Annotated in this window: 12 protein-coding genes; 6 read left to right on the top strand and 6 right to left on the bottom strand. The window is 43.1% G+C overall.

What is annotated here, in order from left to right; all coding sequences use genetic code 11:
* Window positions 1-122: 122 nt before the first annotated feature.
* Complete coding sequence (locus IEZ33_RS19215; protein WP_191601590.1) at window positions 123-2501, top strand: bifunctional acetate--CoA ligase family protein/GNAT family N-acetyltransferase; 2379 nt, start codon at window positions 123-125, stop codon at window positions 2499-2501.
* Window positions 2502-2722: 221 nt separating this feature from the next.
* Here IEZ33_RS19215 and IEZ33_RS19210 read toward each other — a convergent pair whose 3' ends face one another.
* Both IEZ33_RS19210 and amt read right to left on the bottom strand, forming a co-directional pair.
* Window positions 2723-3457: a GntR family transcriptional regulator gene (locus IEZ33_RS19210; RefSeq protein ID WP_191601589.1), complete on the bottom strand. Its 735-nt coding sequence runs from the start codon at window positions 3455-3457 to the stop codon at window positions 2723-2725.
* Between the two features lie 154 nt (window positions 3458-3611).
* Complete coding sequence (gene amt, locus IEZ33_RS19205) at window positions 3612-6668, bottom strand: ammonium transporter (RefSeq protein ID WP_191601588.1); 3057 nt, start codon at window positions 6666-6668, stop codon at window positions 3612-3614.
* Between the two features lie 525 nt (window positions 6669-7193).
* Between amt and IEZ33_RS19200 the strand changes: the two genes are divergently transcribed.
* The gene (locus IEZ33_RS19200; protein ID WP_191601587.1) at window positions 7194-8267 is read left to right on the top strand and encodes a TRAP transporter substrate-binding protein; all 1074 of its coding nucleotides are present in this window, start codon (window positions 7194-7196) and stop codon (window positions 8265-8267) included.
* 86 nt (window positions 8268-8353) lie between these two features.
* On the opposite strand, the gene IEZ33_RS19195 is transcribed toward IEZ33_RS19200, so the two are convergent.
* The 4 genes from IEZ33_RS19195 to IEZ33_RS19180 form a co-directional block, all read right to left on the bottom strand.
* Window positions 8354-9253, bottom strand: a complete 900-nt coding sequence (locus tag IEZ33_RS19195) for a LysR family transcriptional regulator (protein ID WP_191601586.1) — start codon at window positions 9251-9253, stop codon at window positions 8354-8356.
* Between the two features lie 118 nt (window positions 9254-9371).
* Complete coding sequence (gene gcvA, locus IEZ33_RS19190) at window positions 9372-10295, bottom strand: transcriptional regulator GcvA (RefSeq protein ID WP_191601585.1); 924 nt, start codon at window positions 10293-10295, stop codon at window positions 9372-9374.
* Window positions 10296-10393: 98 nt separating this feature from the next.
* A complete protein-coding gene (locus tag IEZ33_RS19185) occupies window positions 10394-11995 on the bottom strand; it encodes a BCCT family transporter (RefSeq protein ID WP_191601584.1) in 1602 nt (533 codons plus the stop codon).
* 385 nt (window positions 11996-12380) lie between these two features.
* Window positions 12381-13616 carry a M24 family metallopeptidase gene (locus IEZ33_RS19180; RefSeq protein WP_191601583.1) on the bottom strand — a complete coding sequence of 412 codons (1236 nt, stop codon included), beginning with the start codon at window positions 13614-13616 and terminating at the stop codon, window positions 12381-12383.
* A 352-nt stretch (window positions 13617-13968) separates the two neighbouring features.
* Here IEZ33_RS19180 and IEZ33_RS19175 point away from each other — a divergent pair, with 352 nt between their 5' ends.
* Genes IEZ33_RS19175 through IEZ33_RS19160 form a run of 4 tightly spaced genes read left to right on the top strand, consistent with a single transcriptional unit; the run spans window position 13969 to window position 18455 of the window.
* The gene (locus IEZ33_RS19175) at window positions 13969-15162 is read left to right on the top strand and encodes an aromatic ring-hydroxylating oxygenase subunit alpha (RefSeq protein WP_240009577.1); all 1194 of its coding nucleotides are present in this window, start codon (window positions 13969-13971) and stop codon (window positions 15160-15162) included.
* Between the two features lie 57 nt (window positions 15163-15219).
* Window positions 15220-16671, top strand: a complete 1452-nt coding sequence (locus IEZ33_RS19170; RefSeq protein ID WP_191601582.1) for an aldehyde dehydrogenase family protein — start codon at window positions 15220-15222, stop codon at window positions 16669-16671.
* A 41-nt stretch (window positions 16672-16712) separates the two neighbouring features.
* On the top strand, window positions 16713-18077 hold the full coding sequence (locus tag IEZ33_RS19165; protein WP_191601581.1) for an FAD-dependent oxidoreductase: 1365 nt from the start codon (window positions 16713-16715) through the stop codon (window positions 18075-18077).
* Between the two features lie 24 nt (window positions 18078-18101).
* Window positions 18102-18455 carry a cupin domain-containing protein gene (locus tag IEZ33_RS19160; protein ID WP_191601580.1) on the top strand — a complete coding sequence of 118 codons (354 nt, stop codon included), beginning with the start codon at window positions 18102-18104 and terminating at the stop codon, window positions 18453-18455.
* Window positions 18456-18590: the final 135 nt, after the last annotated feature.

The following is an 18590-nucleotide window of genomic DNA, read 5'->3' as shown; positions in this document are numbered from 1 at the left end:
GCAAAAAAGATCTCACAAACACAAGAACTAATCTACACTACTATGGTCTAGTCTTTCGAAACTCATTGATTATGTTATCTTGACATGTCGTTTTTCAGAATTGAATGTCAGGAGAACACCCAGTGAGCCAGCACGTGTTACAACCATTACTCGCACCACGATCCATCGTGATACTGATAGGTGACGACCCTCAAGATCCTCTTATGTTGGCGTTTCTTGCGTCTTTGTCGGACGTTGAAAAAAGCGCCCCCGTTACCTTAGTCGGCGAACGGCTCAATACCTGGACCCCTTTTCCTATCGTTGCCACATTGGATGCACTCACGACGTCTCCAGATCTGGCTGTTTTAGTGGGTTCTGTTGCCAAGGGTTCAATGGCGCATGTTATTACTCAGTGTGGTCAAGCGGGCATTGGCTCACTGCTAATGATGTCATGGACAGATGAATCCCCAGAGGTACTTCATGCGGCTTTACGTGAACACAATGTGCGTCTACTCGGCCCAAACAGCTTTGGTGTCTGTCGTCCAAAACAGGGGATCTTTGCCTGGTTGGGCGCGACTCAACCCTTACCAGGAAGGTTAGCTTTACTGTCTCAATCTGGTACGGTCGCGAGCGCATTGGTCGATTGGGCGACATGGCAAGGCATTGGCTTTTCTCAAGTTGTATCCATGGGGACTCCTGTCGATGTCAAGCCGTCACAAATTTTAGATTATTTATCCACCGACTTCGATAGTCAGGCTATCTTGATGTACCTACAAGGCATAGGCAACCCCACTCGTTTTCTCAGCAGTCTACGTGCCACAGGACGCAGTAAACCCGTTGCTGTTGTTACGGAACATTCAATGGGGGCAGATGAGCGGGTATTAGACGCGGCACTCAGCCGAACAGGAGCCGTACGAGGTCGACGCTTAAACGATTTGATTGCCGCCGCTTCGGTGATGACCAATGCACGTCGAGTGAAAGAAGGTTCTTTGTTAATAATAGGTAATGGGGCGGGTCCCAGTGAGTTAGCCGCTCAACGGGCCATGGAGCTTGATATAGAGCTACTGATACCAGACGGGGCGTTACAAAAAAAACTTGAAAACACCATGGCGGGTAGGGGAGGCATTGGGCCTGTCACAACGGTTTGGGCCAGTTGCGCTAATGACGTGTTTATCGATCTGGCAGCGAACGCGCTGAGTCATGATGAATGTGGCGCGGTACTGCTTACATTAAGCCCGACGGCGCTACTCAATATTGATTCTTTATACGACCTGATAACCCGACTCCATCGCACGCAGAAAAAGCTTGTTATGGTGTGCCTGCTTGGTGGTGGTAATATGACTAAGCTGCGTACTCGTATTAATGAGGCGGGGATTCCGACTTTTCGAACGCCTGAAACCGCCATTGAAGGCTTCCAGTTTTTGGTGCAATTCCAGCGTAATCAATTGCTTGCTAAGCAATCTCCAGACAGCCATGCCTTTCGTTTTAAAATTGATGTCTCGAAAGCAACAAAGACACTCAATCAACTGCGTAATGAGCGTGATAACGCTTTAAGAGAAGACTTGTTAAAAGACGTTTTTGCGTTATTCCATATTCATTTAACATCACGTCGCCAAGCATCACATTTGTTATCGGCACCGATTCATTTATGCGTTTTTCAAGATACCGTATTCGGCCCAGTAATGGGTTTGTCACTACAGGGCGCTCATTGGCATCATCAAACTGAAGCCGTTGCATTGCCGCCGCTTAATACGATACTGGCGAAGGATTTGATTAAACGCGCTTTTCCCGGAGAAGAATCCTTTGAACTAGAAGGCTTACTGCGAAATATTTCGACTATGGTGTGTGAGTTGCCAGACATTGAAAGTTTAGCGTTATCTGATGTGAGGCTTCACGAAAGCGGTCGTGTGTACGCCGAGGTCAACGTAACCCTTAGATCGAGCGTAGGCATGCGTCGCTACGAACACCTAGCCATTCACCCATATCCAAGGCAATGGGTATCTGAGTTGACGTTAAAAAATGGGGATACAGCCACCGTCCGTCCTGTACTGCCAAGAGACTCCGGTATTTTGGCTGACTTTGTTCGAGGTCTCTCGCACGAAACGAGATACTTTCGATTCCTTTCAAACTTCTCTGAGCTCACGCCGCGTATGTTAACCAGCTTGTCTCATATTGATTATGATCGAGAAATTGCCTTGTTGGCCGTCATCAAAAGAAATGATCAGGATGTGTTAATCGGTACAGCGAGATACATCGACAACTTTGATGACCAGAGCTGCGAATTTGCCATTGTGTTAGGAGATGAGTATCAAGGGCTAGGACTTGCTTCTTATTTAATGCGACAACTCTTTCGAGTGGCTGTGGATAAAGGGATTCGCGTCATGTCTGGCATTGTGCTGTCCGAAAACAAACGCATGATCGACTTTTGCAAACGCCTTGGTTTTAGCATTAAAAGAGATGAAGATGACTTAGAGCAAGTCATCGCCACCATCACATTAACACCAAAGGACTCATTTGATTAAACGGTGAATTAAAGGCAAAGTAATTGAATTTTTAGGGGCACCCCTTTCCTAGTGCCATTAATCACGGTATTGCTGTTGTTGACCTTTATTCCGTCAATCTCTATGTGGTTACCGACTTTAATCTATCGTTAGGGTTGAGTAGTTAAGGTGAAAACTGAGTTGTATCAAAAGGCCCTGTAACTCATGTTCAGGGCGTTTTTTTAGGGCAGAAGAGGAGGGCGTTAGGTTATTTTTACTTCGTAATGCATATTGCTACTGTGCGCACGGCTGATACTGTATTCCACTAATCGACCGTCTAACGCTGTGGCCACTCGCTCAACTTCTAGTAAGGGTTGACCAACGTCGATGGAGAGCATTTGGGCATCTATTTCATCGCTTAAAACGGCGGTTATTGAATCGACAGCATTACGGATACTGATGTTAAAGGTGTTTTGGTAGAAGTTATAAAGTGCGTGCGGCAACGTCTCTTCAAGGTGTAAGTCGCCAAAATAACGATGAGGTAAATAAATCAATTCTCTTATACAGGGTTCGTTATTAATGATTCTAACTCTATGTAAACGAATGACTTTATCGGTTGTCGTTAAGTGTAAAGCTTGAGCCACTTTAGGTTCGGCTTCTAGGATTTGTATGTCGATTATGTCTGCACTTGGGAGGGTATCACTTTCTCCATTGTTGTGTTTGAAGCGGAAAAAGTGGAAAAGCATTTCTTGTAACGTGTGTTTAGACACAAAGGTGCCCACCCCTTGACGGCGAAAGACCACATTTTCTTCCGTCAGCGTATTAAGTGCTTTACGAACGGTGCCTTGACTGACATTGAGTCTATCCGCAAGCTGGAATTCGCTCGGTAGGACTTCACCCGGTTTCCAGACGCCCTCAACAATGCGTTCAATAATGAGCTCTTTAACTTGTTCATAAAGAGGTTTGAATTGTGGTGAGGGTCGGTTTTCTTGAGTCATGGAACGCCTTATCGGAAATAGATATAACCTATTGTTATTGTTTCAGAATACACAGTAACAATTCCGCAATTTTATGCAATTCCTTATTTTATAAAAAAGCATTTTCCCGAGTACTTTATGATGGAACGCATTGTTTTGGCCTACAAAACCCCTTTTAAACTGGCGCTTTAGTGGGGCTCAGTAATTTGGTTATGGCCAGGCTGTCCATCGGCTTGTAAAAAAAGTAGCCCTGAAATATTTGGCATCCCAAAGACTTCAACGTAGTAACTTGTTCTGCTGTCTCAACGCCTTCTGCGACCGCTATTAACTCTAAATTTCTCGCCAAATGCAAAATAGTACCGCAAATTTTGGCATCCTCAGCATGACTTGAGCACTCATCAACGAAAGAATGATCAATCTTCAATACATCCAGAGGCAGGCGTTTTAAATAACTCAGAGAAGAATAGCCAGTCCCAAAATCGTCGACAGAGATTTGAATGTTCAATGATTTTAAATCAGCCATGGACGCAATGCAGCGCTCAATATCCTTTAATAGAACGCCTTCGGTAATTTCAATCTCCAAGAAATGGCCTTCAATATTATAAAACTCTAATCTTTCAGCAATGTAGGGTACTAAAGAGTCTGAAACTAAATGGCGGCCTGATATGTTTACCGCAACAGGCACGATCTCGACACCTTGAGTACGCCATTCAACTAACTGCTTTAAGGCTTGGTTGATAACCCATTCGTCAACTTTAATAATAAGACTGGTTTCTTCTGCAATGGGAATAAATTCGGCCGGCAGAATTGGGCCCTTTGTTGGATGTTCCCAACGAACTAGAGCTTCTAACCCCAGAATATAGTCCTTACTCATAAACACTTTTGGCTGAAACACCAAAGAAAATTGATCTAAAACCAGCGCTTCTTTTATTTCTTTGTCGATTTCGAATTTTATATTAACGGTGTTGGCCATGTCTGGTGTGAAGAATTGGGCATTATCACGGCCTTTTTCTTTGGCGTAGTACATCGCTATGTCGGCTTGTTGTATTAACTTTTCCGCATCCATCTTTTGATTATGAGAAAAGGTAACGCCTATGCTGGTAGGAATAGTTAACAGTTGCCCATTCAACTTTACTGGATTTCTCATGCTGTCCAATATTTGTTGAGCGCGTTGTTTTAAATGGTGCTCCGTGACCTGATCCGTCATCATAAAGACAAACTCATCTCCTCCCCAACGAGAGATGACATCAGATTCATTGGAAACCGATCTCAGCCGATTGGCGACTTCACATAATAATTCATCGCCCGCTTTATGGCCTAAGGTATCGTTGATGATTTTGAAATTGTCCAAATCTAAGAAAAGGAGTCCAACGGCGCTTTTGGGGGTCGAATCAGATGGGAATGTCCGCACCAATTTGTCCATTAAATAGGTTCGATTGTAGAGGTGAGTAAGAGGGTCTCTATAGGCTAAAAATTTTAGTCTTTCCTGAAGTTTAAGGTGTCGAGACATGTCTCTTATATGCAAGGTGTATTCGTTCTTTAAAGATGAGTCGTAATTGGCTTTGGTAATGGCAATTTCGGCTGGGAAGTGGTGGTTAGGGTCTCTTTTTAAATGGAAAGGATTGCGTCGATTTAGAATTAATCCTGATGATGTGGAAAACCCGGAATTGAGACTCGCCAATATAGTTGGCCTATCCTCCTCTAAAATAAAAAGCTCAATGAAGCTTTTACCTTCAACCTGCTTTTTTAGACAGCCGAAAGTGCGTTCCGCTGCGGGGTTAAATTCAATAATGGTGCCGTAATGATTAATCGAGACGATGGAATCCATGGATGAATTTAAAATAGCCGATTTACGCATTTCACTTTCTTGAAAGCGAGCTAGAGCCTCGTCTCGCTGATTGATTTCGGTACTGACTCTATGCAGAACCTGATTGTATTTACGAGCAATTTGACCGACTTCAGTAAAAGGCTCTTCTGGTACAGGATGAGAGAAATCAGCATTATTTTGCTGGTGTTGCATGGAAGTGAGTAGATTAAAAAGCTCAGTGGAGGCGCGATGCTCGGCTACGTTTAAGCCTTGTTCCTCTTGCTCTTTCGTTGCTCTTAATGGCATCAAACGATTTAATAGTGAGACGGCAATGTAGCCGATAGAAAAACAATATACGCCAATCGAAATAATACCTACTACTTGGATGCCAAGCTGCTCAAAAAAGGTAAGTCCGTTATTAATTTTTTCCGCTTGACCAAAGAGAGCGACACATAATGTGCCCCAAATACCGGCGAAGAGGTGCACAGGCACAACGTCTAACGCATCATCGAGACGCCACTTTTCCATAAACATACTGCCGTAGTACATAATCACTCCTGACACCGCACCAATAATAACGGATGCACCAGGGGATACGACATGGCAGGAGGCTGTAATACCCACTAAACCCGCAATCGCCCCGTTCATTATAAAGCCGACGTTGACATAACCTTCTTTGAAATAATGTAGACCTGCCGCAATAAGTCCTCCCCAAGCGGCTGAAACAAAGGTGTTTAGAATGATCATTGGCACATCATTATTGAGCTCTAATGTGCTGCCACCATTGAAGCCAAACCAACCGAACCATATTAATAACGCGCCCAATGCTGAGAGTGGTAAATTGTTACCAGGAGGTAAGCGGATACCTTGTTCAAAACGCCCTAACCTTGGGCCTATGATGATGACGCATACTAACGCGACCCAGCCGCCAACAGAATGCACCACGGTAGAGCCAGCAAAATCAATAAAGCCAAGGGACTCAAGCCAACCGGATGTACTTTGCTGATCGTAGACACTAGACCATGCCCAATGCCCTACGATAGGGTAAATAATAGAGCTTAAAATAACAGTAATGGCGATATAACCAAGAAAGGTCATGCGCTCTGCCACCGCTCCGGAGGTGAGTGTGGCGGCGGTGCCACAGAACATCATTTGGAATAGGAAGAAACTCATTTCCCAGGCCGAGTGCGTGTCATTAAAGAAGAAATCACTCTGACCAAAAAGCCCCCAAACCGACTCCCCGAACATAATGCCGAAGCCAAAGCACCAAAAAATAGTGGTGGAAATGATAAAGTCAGAAATGTTTTTAGCCGCGACATTGATACTGTTTTTACTACGAATGAGCCCACTTTCTAAGCATAAAAATCCAGCTTGCATCATAAACACAAGTGCGGATGTAATCAGTAACCAATAAAAGTCAGCCATAAGCTCCTCAAGGTAGAAGGCGCACCAAAAAGGACGCGCATTAAAAACACTGTGCTCAATAATTGTGCGATGTTGTGAAAAGTGTCGCGGCCTACCCAGTAAGTGGAGCGCAAACTCGATAGTTGTGTTTGTGATTCAATTGTTGTGCCAATTTGACCATACAGAAAAAGTGCTGATTTTTTTTGTAAAAAGGCTAAGTAAAAACGTAAGTTATAGACTATAAATAGATCAAATTCTTATGATTAGATGCGTTTATTGTTACAGATAAAGGCTTTTTATAGGCAGGTTTGATAAAAAAGCGCATCGTATGTGATACCGCTATTGTATAAAAAAATGAAAAAAACATGGCACTTTGGTTGTGTTATAGGTCTTATGTAAGATATAAAATACAACTTAATGATCATGCAATGATGAAAACAGGCATGATATGGATACGAGAAGAATAATTTAATGTCCTTATACCGTCTTCTATCGTCTGTATAAGTATTCATTAGTGCCACAAAATAATAACGGAGCTGCATAATAATGAAAAAAAATAATCTCTTGAAAACCACGCTGACCACGTTAGCACCTACTTTACTCGCTGCAGGCATTGCGACCGCTTCTTTGCCATTGATGGCGGCTGACTTTAATATCAATGTTGTCCATTTATCTAATACAAGTGATGAAGATTATGATGGTGCTTTGGTTTTAAAGGATTATGTTGAAGCTCAATCAAATGGCCGTATTGCGGTTACTATTTATTCTGGTGGCCAGTTATGTGGTAACGGAACAGAATGTATCGAAGCGTTACAGGCCAATCTAATACAAGTGTTTAATACCACAACTGGTGGTCTTTCTAGTGTCTTTCCCGAAATTCAAGCACTTGATATCCCTTATATGTTTCCCAACGATCGAGTGGCGGAGTGTGCCTTAGACAGTGAATTGCTAGCAGGCTCTATTCGTAAAGAGCTGCTCGATCGTACGGGTTCTATGCGCCTGATGACCATTGGTAATACGGGCGGGTGGCGTAATTTCGCAACAACAGATCGTCAAATCAAAACACCGGCCGATGTGAAAGGCGCCAAAATTCGTACGATTAATTCACCCATTCAAATGGAGTTAGTGCGTGCAATGGGTGGTAACCCAACGGCCGTGCCATGGCCAGAAGTGTATACCTCATTAGCAACTGGCTTAGTGGCTGGTACAAAGAATGGTATTACTGACATCATGGGAATGAAGTTTAATGAACACATTAAATACATGACATTGGATGGCCATGCTTATATGGGTTCCATGTGGTGGATGAATAATGATGCCTTTAGCGAAATGCCAGAAGATCTACAGCGCATTATGTCGGATGGTTTTGATTCGTTAAGAATGGTCACGACAGTGATGCCGAAACGTCGCCAAATTGAAGCATACAATGCCTTTAAAGAAGGTGGTGGTACCATTTACGCCCCAACAGCAGAAGAGAAGAAAATGTTCCAAGAAGCCGCATTACCTGTGCGTGATTGGTTTAAAAATGAATACGGTGCTAAATGGGTAGACATTACTCAGAATGCGGTTGATGCTTGTGAAACGTCATTAAATGAAAGGTTCATGGCCGCTAAATCGTAAGCTTGATTTCATCAAGAGTAGTGGTGAAATGACTTTTGTATCAAATACCGATCTATTGTCTCAGTAGATCGGTATTTTTTTATAGATTAATTCGTTGTTTCTTTTATTTGCCTTAGCATGTGTTCCATAAAACGCATCATGAGCGGTGTCTCCCGCTCAGCTTTCCAAACCATATAAATTTCAAGCTTAGGTAAGTCACCTTCAATAGGGCGGTAAACCAAGCCTTCGCGCTGATCGTATTTGGTCGATTCAGGCACAATGGCAATACCGACCCCAGCCGCGACCAAGGTGCGCGTGGTTTGTGTGACTTTAGCGATTTGCACGATATTAGGCTGTACATTCGCTGCATGTAGGCTGTTCATGGTCTGATCATAAAGTGATGGGTGAGAGGCTCTGGCAAACATGACAAAAGATTCTTCTTTTAAATCAGAGAGAGAGACGCGACTTTTGCGAGCAAGGGTATGATGTTCGGGTAAAGCCAGTAAATTGTCTTGATGCTCGTAATGAGACTGTTTAAAAAGTGACACATCGACACTGGGATTCAAGAAGACAAAGGCTAAGTCTATCTTATCTAAACTGAGAGCCTGTAGTGCATCCACTGTACTCATACTTTCTAAATTGAGTGTGGCTTTGCTGTATTTTTTTTTAAACTCTCCTATGGACTTTGAAAAGTGCGGCGTGCCCGTTGCCCAAATAAACCCAATAGATAAATTGCCCTCTTCGCCTTTAGCGACGGCTTTTACTTGGTCTTGCGTGTTTTGCCACATCTGTAACAAACTCTTCGCTTGAGGTAATAAGGCTTCTCCCGCTTTTGTTAACGTGACTCGTTGGCTGGTACGATCAAATAATATGGCGTCTAAATCTTCTTCTAAACTTTTAATTTGTTGGGATAAAGGAGGCTGAGAAATATGTAAACGCTGAGCGGCTCTACCAAAATGAAGCTCTTCAGCGACGGTAACAAAATAATGAAGTTTTCTAAATCGCATGCTTTTATCTTTAATATGTTTTTTGTATTAAGCTATATTAAAAGATAGGTGAATTTAACTCGTTAGTCGAGTTTACTCTGTAGTAGGTAAGACGTTTGCCGTCTCTTTTTCAGGCTATTCAAGGCCAAGTTTTGGCTTCCGCTTCTTCCATGATGGATACCAACCACTTTCGAAAACATTCAACGCCCTTCTTTTGTCTAAAAATTTGCGGTGGTTGTAACATATAAAATTGTGATTGTGTCTTCATGGTTAAATCGACAGGGCACACTAATAATCCACTGGCAAGATAATCATCGACTAAGTTTGACCAGCCTAAAGCGAGCCCTTGGCCATTCAACGCCGCCTGAATCACTAAAAGATAATTGTTGATATTCAATTTCCGCCCTGTACTGGCCGTTGGCGTAATATTGGTTTGTCTAAACCAGTCAGACCAGGTGACCCAATCTTCGCTTATATCCAAAGACAACAAAGTACCATGACTGATCTTATTTGGATCGGCTATCTCAGGGTGCTGTTGTAAATAGCGAGGACTACAAACAGGAAAGACGGTTTCACTAAACAAAGGCGTTGCATCTAAACCTTGGGGGGGAGTACGACAATAGAATAGTGCAATATCAAACTCACTGTTGCGAATACCTCTAATAGAGTCGACGGCAAGAATGCGTAGATCAATCTCTGGGTGAGCGGCTTGAAATTCACTGAATCTAGGTAATAACCAAAAAGACGCCATGGCATTGGTTGTCATTACAGTAACCAGCTGCTCTCCTTGCCATTGGATAATATTGCTTGTGGTTGCCGATATGCTTAATAATGCGGGCTCGATGCTTTGATAATACTCATTGCCCGTAGGCGTTAAAATTAAACTGCGCTTATCTCTAATAAACAGGGCTCGACCCAGGTAATCTTCAAGATGCTTGATTTGCCTACTAATAGCGCCTTGGGTGACATTAAGTTCTGCTGCCGCTTGAGTAAAGCTCAAGTAACGGGCGGCGGCTTCAAAAGCAACCAGACTATTTAATGGTGGCAAGGGCTTCATGCGCATAAGATAGTACTCAAATTAAATGTAAAGAAACAAGAGCAAAAAGAACGCTAAGTCATCCTTAGCGTTCTTTTTTTGTTCATATGAACGACATGGATATGTTATGAGTTTATAGCATGTACTACTTCCTTGCGTAATGCTTTATGTATTGAAAGTGCCATCATAATAACAAGGAACGCAGCTGGTAACGCCGCACAAATAGTCGCCGTTTGGACCGTTTTTAGACCCCCAGCCCATAATAATCCTGCGGCAATAATACCAACCGTCAGCCCCCAAATAATTCTACTGGCTCTAGGTGGTTCTAAGCTTCCATGAGAGCTTAATGTGCAAAGAACTAAAGTACCTGAATCGGCAGAAGTAACAAAGTATGTGACCAACAAAAAGGTCGCTAATGCACTGAATATAGTCGCAATATTAACACCTGAATCGATTTCTATTTTTTCGAAGAGGGTGAAAATAGCTTGAGTAGAGTCGGCTTTTGTTGCTGTTAGTATATCGCCTCCAGTAAAAGCGGCCGCCTCTCCCGTGAGTTGTTGTTCAGTGACTTGAGTTTGATGGTTTTGCTTATCTTCATTCTCGTAATGCATAGCGGCGCCACCAAGTGTGGCTATCCATAAGAAGCCAAATAAGGTGGGAACGATAAGGGCACCGCCAATCAGTTCACGAATGGTTCTACCACGAGAAATTCGAGCAATAAACATACCGACAAATGGAGCCCAAGTAAGCCACCACGCCCAATAGAATGCGGTCCACCAGTTCTGCCACTGCGAATCTTCTTGAGTATCACTCCATAGACTTAAGCCAATAACATTTTGCAGGTAGTCTGCTGTCCCTTCTAAGTAAATATGCAAAATATAGCGTGTAGGACCAAATAAAAGTACGCCTGCTAGAATGACAGCAGAAAGAATCATATTCCAAACGGAGAGAATTTTTATCCCTTTGCCAACACCTGAAATGACCGAGAGGATGGCAATAAAAGAAATGATGGTAATCATAATAATTTGACTGGCGATGGTGATTTTAACACCAAAGAGTAACTCCATACCGGTACTCATTTGTATTACGCCTAGTCCAAACGAGGTAGCAATACCAAAGGCGGTAATGGTGACAATGAGAATATCGATGGTGTTGCCTAACCATCCGTCAAGTCGCTTTTCTCCAAATAAAGGAATGAGTGCCGAGCGAATAGTAAGCGGTTTCCCTTTACGATAAGAAAAATAAGCGAGCCCAAGAGCGGTCATAATATAGAGAGCCCAAGGGTGCAGTCCCCAATGGAAAAAACTTAATCTTATGGCTGTCTGCGCGGATTCATTACTTAAAGGGGTTTCAGAGAAGGGGTTGCCTGCATAATGCCACATAGGTTCGGCAACAGACCAAAAGAGTAGTCCAATTCCCATGCCTGCACTGAACAACATGGATAACCAAGAACCTAAACTAAACTCTGGCTTTTCATCATCGGTTCCTAATTTAATATTGCCATATCGACTGACCATTAAATACAGCAAGAAAACCAGTATGGCTGAGGCCGTAATAAGATAAAACCATTTAAAGTTATACAATATGGCGGCTGAGACCTGAGTAAATAAGGCTCCAGCTTCTTCTGCAAGTATGGCGCAAACTATGACAAAGCCAATAATTAGCACTTTTGAGATCAAGGTCACGGTAGGGTCAATACCGCGAAACATCCCACTATTAATTTTCATTATGTGTCTCCATTGTTGTTATTTTAGATCGACTTAAGCTTTAGAGGCGTGTCAATGACGCTTTAAATGATTTCTAGCTCTTTTTGTTAGGGTTGAGTTCGTTAAAAAAGAGCAAACAATATTGTTGAAAAGCCTGATCTGTATCAAACGACTTTTTGGTTAGATGCTTATGAGTAAATGTAATGAATTCTATAATAGAGGTTTGGAGTAGAGGTGGAACAGGCTCTTCGAGAATAGGGGATTAGCTGAACAAGACGGCTGATAATGAAGAATTTGAATGATCAGAAGGTGAAGGTTGTCATCAATCTAGCATATGAAGCATGATGCAAAATTTGGCCAAAAGTATCATGCCTACCTAACGGCAATGTTTAGGTAGGCATGAGTTTTACAACCAGTTCTCTTCCCATGGATAGGTCGACAATTCAATAATACCGTCTTTTGTTATTAAAACTTGTTGCTCTAACTTGATGCCTTCCCGTCCATCTTTGGCGCCAATGTAACTTTCGACACAAACTACCATATTTTCTTCGAATAGGCCGTCGTACCCAGAGCTGTTCCAATCGTTGCCTTGATGAGCAATGGCCGGATACTCATCCGCCAAGCCGATACCATGAGCAAGGCAGCAATATCGGTTTGGATAATTTTCAGCTGGAATTTTCCATGCTTTCTGGGAAAACTCTTTATAAGAAAGCCCTGCTTTTAATAGGCTCATATTATATTGAACCTGCTCATAGGCTAACTGATAAATGTGACGCTGTTCTGGTGTCGGTGGCACGTGACCAACCGTCCATGCTCGAGAAATATCAGCACAATACCCATAAGGCCCTATGAGATCTGTGTCGAATGACAGGATTTCACCTGTTTGCATGATGCGATTGCTCGATTCTTGCATCCAGGGATTGGTTCTTGGTCCACTTGATAACAGCCGGGTTTCTATCCATTCACCTCCATGACGAATGTTCTCGTAATGTAACCAAGCCCATAGTGCATTTTCTGTCATACCTGGCTTCAGTTCATCGTACATTCGCTGAATGCCTTTCTCACAGACTTGAATAGTCCACTGCATTAGCGCAATCTCAGCCGCGGATTTAATTTTGCGAGCCTGCTCCATTAAGCTATGACCTTCCACGACACGAAGGCCTTTTTCTCTAAGGCAATCAATACCTTCAATATCGGCTTTATCTAAAGCTAAGCGACGATTATCAGGGCTGTGCTGGGTGATAAGATGCGCAATTTCCTCGGCCCATAGCTTTACTCTTTCGTCAATGCGTGAGCCCGCGCCAAAAAAACTCCAATTGATGGCTGTACGAATTTCATCAATTTGTTGGTTGCCGGAGAGTAAATGTTCACAATTATGAAACTCCCAATGAATCACCGGCCCTTCTGCAAAGACTAAGGTGTAGCGAGCAAAATTGTGTAAAGTCCACACTTGCATATTGGAACTGTCTGTTGCATAGCGAATATTGACAGGATCGTACAACAAGATAGCGCCGCAATCATGCTCCACAAGTTGTTGTTTTACTCTGGCTAAACGGTATTTTTGAGCCGCCTGTAATGTTTCTTCTGCAACAGGGTTCACCAATGCGGCACTTCCAAAGGAGTCACGAGATATTTGGGTCATAAAGCCTTCCTTTAAGATGATTATGATGAGCGTATTAAGTGAGTAGTTCATCGTTAAGTAAAACGATAAAAACTCACGAGCTCATTATGAAAGCTCATCGATTGTTGACATTATCGACGACGGCTTTATTGACGAACGCTTTTACTTACCCTTTTTAATATCAATAGAAATTTTATCGTGTGCTGTGCCTATTCATCGAATAAAAAAGTTAATGAGTTTTTGTCATGGGTTTCTAGCGTAAAAGTCGTTTGTTGAGGATGCTTTTTCGTCAGTAATATTTACCTCGTAAACAGACCTGTAAAACAATAACAAACGCGCTCTTGCAAAGCGCCTATTTACTCGAGGTGTCAAGGTGAAAACAATTCAGCAAAACCGTATTTCAGTTGCCGATCTAAATGCTGTCCATCAACCCATTCATCAAGCCAAAGGCATGCCCAACGCAGCGTACGATGATCCTCAATTATTTGAGTTTGAGAGAGATCAAGTACTTGGAAAGACTTGGGCAGGTTTGGTATTTGCCAGTGAGCTTCCAAAAAATGGTTTTGCTAAACCTGTCGATTTTATGGGATTGCCTTTGGCTGTTATGCGCAATCGATCCGGTGAACTAAAAGTATTTCATAATATTTGTAGCCACCGCGGTATGGTGTTATTGAGAGAAGAAACAGAAGTAGAAGGTATGGTTCGTTGTCCTTACCATTCTTGGACATATGATCTCGACGGTAACCTTAAAGGAACGCCTCATATTGGCGGTGTAGGTAAGCATAAAGCGGAAGGTTTTGTATGTGAAAAACATGGATTAAAAGAAATCCGTGCTGCGGTTTGGAATGGTATTGTTTTTATTAATCTATCTGGTGATGCCGTTGATTTTGAAGACTTTATTCAACCGCTTGTAAGCCGTTGGGAGGTATTTACTGGGGCGGGTGGATTTGATCAAGTAAGAGTTGCTCCAACAGGAAGCACTATGGCATTAACGGTGAATTCAAATTGGAAATTAGCCGTTGAAAACTATTGTGAGTCATACCACTTGCCATGGGTACACCCAAGTTTGAACTCATATTCTCCTTTAGATCAGCATTATAATTTGATTGTTAATGATGATGCATCAGGGCAGGGCAGCTACACCTACAGTTTGTCTGATGTGGCTGGCACCAGTCTGCCTCAGTTTAAAGATTGGCCGCAGGATAAAATTCGTCAAGCTGAGTACGTGTCTCTGTATCCAAATATCCTACTGGGAGTGCAAGCTGACCACGTATTTTCAATTATTTTGCACCCTCAAGCGCACAATAAAACACTGGAAAAACTTGAGCTAGCTTATGTTGGTGATGAGGCTATTGGAGACAAGTATGCGGCTTGTCGAACCGCTGTCTTAGAAAGTTGGAAAGTCGTCTTCCAAGAAGATATTTTTGCTGTAGAAGGTATGCAAAATGGGCGTAAATCACCCGCTTTCCAAGGGGGCGTTTTTTCTCCTGTGCTAGATGGACCTACCCACCATTTCCATCAATGGGTCTCTAATCAATATTTGAACAGCAGCGAAAAATCTTCTTAACAATTCAGAGCGTATTGGGGTGATGTTCACCCCAAAATCCCTAGGGGTGAACATATTATGACGACTACTACAAATACACATTGGCATAACTTTATCGCCGGCGAATGGGTGGATGCGAAAGAAAGTACTCAAATCTATAATCCGGCCACAGGGGAAGTATTCGCTACGATAGCGTGTGCGACAAAAAGCGATGTTGAACGTGCTATTTCAGCCGCGAGAGCGTGTGTGGAATCTGGCGTATTGACTGACTGTCGACCTGCTCAACGGGCTGAATTAATGTACCGGATTGCGACAGAAATTCGTCTAATTGCAGAAGAAGCCGCACCATTGCTGTGTCAAGAGAATGGAAAGTCTTTGAGTGATGCAACAGAAGAGTTTTTGATTGCTGCACGTTACTTTGAATATTACGCGGGAATGGCGGATAAAATTGAAGGTAAGTCGATTCCCTTAGGTAAAGATTATGTTGATTTTACCTACTATGAACCTGTTGGCATCTCGGCTCAAATTGTTCCATGGAATTTCCCCGTGGATATTTGTGCTCGTTCATTGGCTCCTGCGTTAGCGGCTGGTAATGCGGTGATTGTAAAATCGCCTGAAATTACGCCTTTAGCGATGACTTGGCTGGCAACAGCGTGCACTCGAGCTGGATTACCGAATGGCGCGTTAAGTATTTTGAGTGGTCCGGGAAGGGAAATTGGAGCTGCTTTGGTAGCGCATCCGCAAGTCAATCAAATTGTCTTTACTGGTTCAGTGGCAACAGGGCAGAGTATTTTAAAAGCAGCTGCGGAACATGCCACTCCGAGTGTCATGGAGTTAGGTGGAAAATCGGCGGCTGTCGTCTTTCAAGATGCGGACATTGATGAAGTGCTGGAAAGTGTTCGTTGGGGCATCTTTTTTAATGCCGGACAAGTGTGTTCTGCTATGTCGCGTTTATTGGTGCATAAAGACCGTTACGCTGAAGTGGTAGAGAAAGTAGCCGCATTGGCACAAGACTTATCTATCGGTGCCGGCATGGATAATGCCGATTTAACGCCTGTAGTGTCATTACAACAGCAGCAGCAAATACTGGACATATGTCAGCAGGCTGAAACTCAAGGTGCTCGCCTTGTTTGCGGTGGTAAGGCTCCTGACCGTGCGGGTTATTTTGTAGAAGCCACCGTGTTTGCTGATGTGGCGCCTGATATGAGCCTGTTTACAGACGAAGTATTTGGTCCAGTATTAGCTATTACTCCTTTTGAAAGTGAAGAAGAGGCATGGCAGCTCGCAAATGCAACTCAATTTGGATTGGTTGCCGGTGTGTTTACGCATGACTTAACTCGTGCGATACGCGCTAGTCGAGCATTAAAAGCGGGTCAAGTATTCGTTAATGAATGGTATGCCGGAGGTATTGAAACGCCATTTGGAGGCATAGGTTTATCTGGCTTTGGCCGTGAAAAAGGTCAGGAAGCGCTTTATAGCTATGTAAATACAAAAAATGTGGCGATACGAGTCACGGCTGAAAATCGATAACGACGCTGTGAGTTGTTCTTGCTGAGCATTAGGAGAGAGACATGAAAAAATGGCTATGTATTATTTGTGGTTGGATCTATGACGAAGCCAAAGGCTGGCCATCGGATGGAATTGCACCAGGTACTCGCTGGCAGGATATTCCTGATGATTGGTTGTGCCCAGAATGCGGTGTAGGTAAAGCCGATTTTGAGATGATAGAAGTAAGTCATACGCAGGCTGAGTCATCAATACCGGTGAATTTGCCTCTAGCGACACCTCCTATCGTAATTATTGGTACGGGTTATGCTGGTTATAACTTGGCTCAAGCCATTCGTGAACGCTCTCCAGATGCGAATATTGTTTTATTTACAACGGATGACGGCAGTAATTATTCGAAACCTGGGCTTTCAAACGCTTTTGCACGTGGGCTTGATGCAAAAGGGCTGGTAACAGAAACTCTGTTGCAAGTGGAAGCGCGTTTAAATGTACGTATTTATGGTCACTGTCAGATTACCCATATCGATACTCAGAAGAAGTTGGTGACCAGTAGTTATGGAGAGCAAACCTACAGCAAGCTAGTGTTAGCTCAAGGTGCTCAACCCATACAGCTCTCTTTTCAAGGTGATGCCAGTGGTGATGTGATGAGTGTTAATAACTTGCTTGATTACCATCACTTTAGAGAAGCCATTGCAGATAAAAAACACATTACTGTTATTGGAAATGGCCTAATTGGATGTGAATTTGCGAATGACCTGTGCGCAAATGGCTACAAGGTGTCGGTAGTGGGGTTATCAGACTGGCCTATGGATCGACTGATTCCAAAGGACATTGGGGAACAACTACAAGCAAATTTAAGCGAAATTGGAACCGATTGGTACCTGAACACCAGCGTTGAAAGAATTGAGAGGAAGGGGCAAGGCTACCTATTAACCTTGACTAATGGTGAAACCCTGACAACGGATTTTATTATGTCGGCGGTGGGTTTAAAAGCACGGACTCAATTGGCGCAAAGTGCTGGTATTGATTGTAATCTGGGGATTATTGTCAATGGCGGCTTGAGAACAAGTGTTCCAGATGTTTATGCGATTGGTGATTGTGCCGAGATACAAGGGCAAGTACTCCCTTATATTGCACCTATCAACTATGGCATCCGTGCATTGGCAAATTGTTTATTGGCTAAGCCAACTATGGCTCAGTATCCACTGATGCCAGTAATGGTGAAAACGCCGGTTTTGCCACTAACCTTATTGACGCCTCCGATACATACTCAAGGTCACTGGCAAGTAACAAAAGAGGGTAATGGTATACGTGCTTTGTATCTTGTTGATGACAAAGTGATGGGGTTCGCCTTAGCTGGAAACGTAACCTCTGAGCGGCAGCAATGGTTAGATAGAGTCGCTGAAAATAGATCGTCGTCGGTTTCTTAATATAGAGCAATAAAGAGAGTTTTTATGAGTAAAGTGACCTTAATCAAAGGAGAAAACATTCAGTTTAACCATCGAGGAGGGCCTCCTGGGATGGCTCAAGTCGGACGTGCTGTGTCAACAGAAATGAGTTCGAGTATGGGGGCTGGAATCGCGCATTTTGATGCTTGCTCTGTTGCTTGGACTGTTTTATACGATGAAGTAGTTTATGTCATCGATGGCGTTTTTAGGTTGCAAACAAACGCTGGCCCAGTGGAAGGAAAGGCAGGGGATGTCCTCTGGATTCCAAATGGAACTGAGCTCTGTTATGAAGGCAAAAAAGCGAGTATTTTTTACGCTGTCTACCCGGGTAACTGGAAAGAGCTGTTAGCAGAAAAGTAGTAATTAGACTCAATTTGATCGGCTTATACTGTGGTTTAATCTCGTTCAAATTGAGTCATTTTTCAGTATCTCCCTAGTTGTCTAGTTGTCCTGATTTTATTCCTCCCTTTCCTTATTACTTTCCCATCGTTTTAT

The organism is Marinomonas algicola (genome assembly GCF_014805825.1).
In the GTDB taxonomy this organism is placed as follows: domain Bacteria; phylum Pseudomonadota; class Gammaproteobacteria; order Pseudomonadales; family Marinomonadaceae; genus Marinomonas; species Marinomonas algicola.
The sequence above is the reverse complement of the archived record's forward strand: the minus strand, read 5'-3'. Positions and strand labels throughout refer to the sequence as shown.

Bases quoted from the DNA above. Each gene is read 5' to 3' on its own strand.
- IEZ33_RS19210 (WP_191601589.1), bottom strand. From the start codon at position 3,457: ATGACTCAAGAAAACCGACCCTCACCACAATTCAAACCTCTTTATGAA.
- amt (WP_191601588.1), bottom strand. From the start codon at position 6,668: ATGGCTGACTTTTATTGGTTACTGATTACATCCGCACTTGTGTTTATG.
- IEZ33_RS19200 (WP_191601587.1), top strand. From the start codon at position 7,194: ATGAAAAAAAATAATCTCTTGAAAACCACGCTGACCACGTTAGCACCT.
- IEZ33_RS19195 (WP_191601586.1), bottom strand. From the start codon at position 9,253: ATGCGATTTAGAAAACTTCATTATTTTGTTACCGTCGCTGAAGAGCTT.
- gcvA (WP_191601585.1), bottom strand. From the start codon at position 10,295: ATGCGCATGAAGCCCTTGCCACCATTAAATAGTCTGGTTGCTTTTGAA.
- IEZ33_RS19185 (WP_191601584.1), bottom strand. From the start codon at position 11,995: ATGAAAATTAATAGTGGGATGTTTCGCGGTATTGACCCTACCGTGACC.
- IEZ33_RS19180 (WP_191601583.1), bottom strand. From the start codon at position 13,616: ATGACCCAAATATCTCGTGACTCCTTTGGAAGTGCCGCATTGGTGAAC.
- IEZ33_RS19170 (WP_191601582.1), top strand. From the start codon at position 15,220: ATGACGACTACTACAAATACACATTGGCATAACTTTATCGCCGGCGAA.
- IEZ33_RS19165 (WP_191601581.1), top strand. From the start codon at position 16,713: ATGAAAAAATGGCTATGTATTATTTGTGGTTGGATCTATGACGAAGCC.
- IEZ33_RS19160 (WP_191601580.1), top strand. From the start codon at position 18,102: ATGAGTAAAGTGACCTTAATCAAAGGAGAAAACATTCAGTTTAACCAT.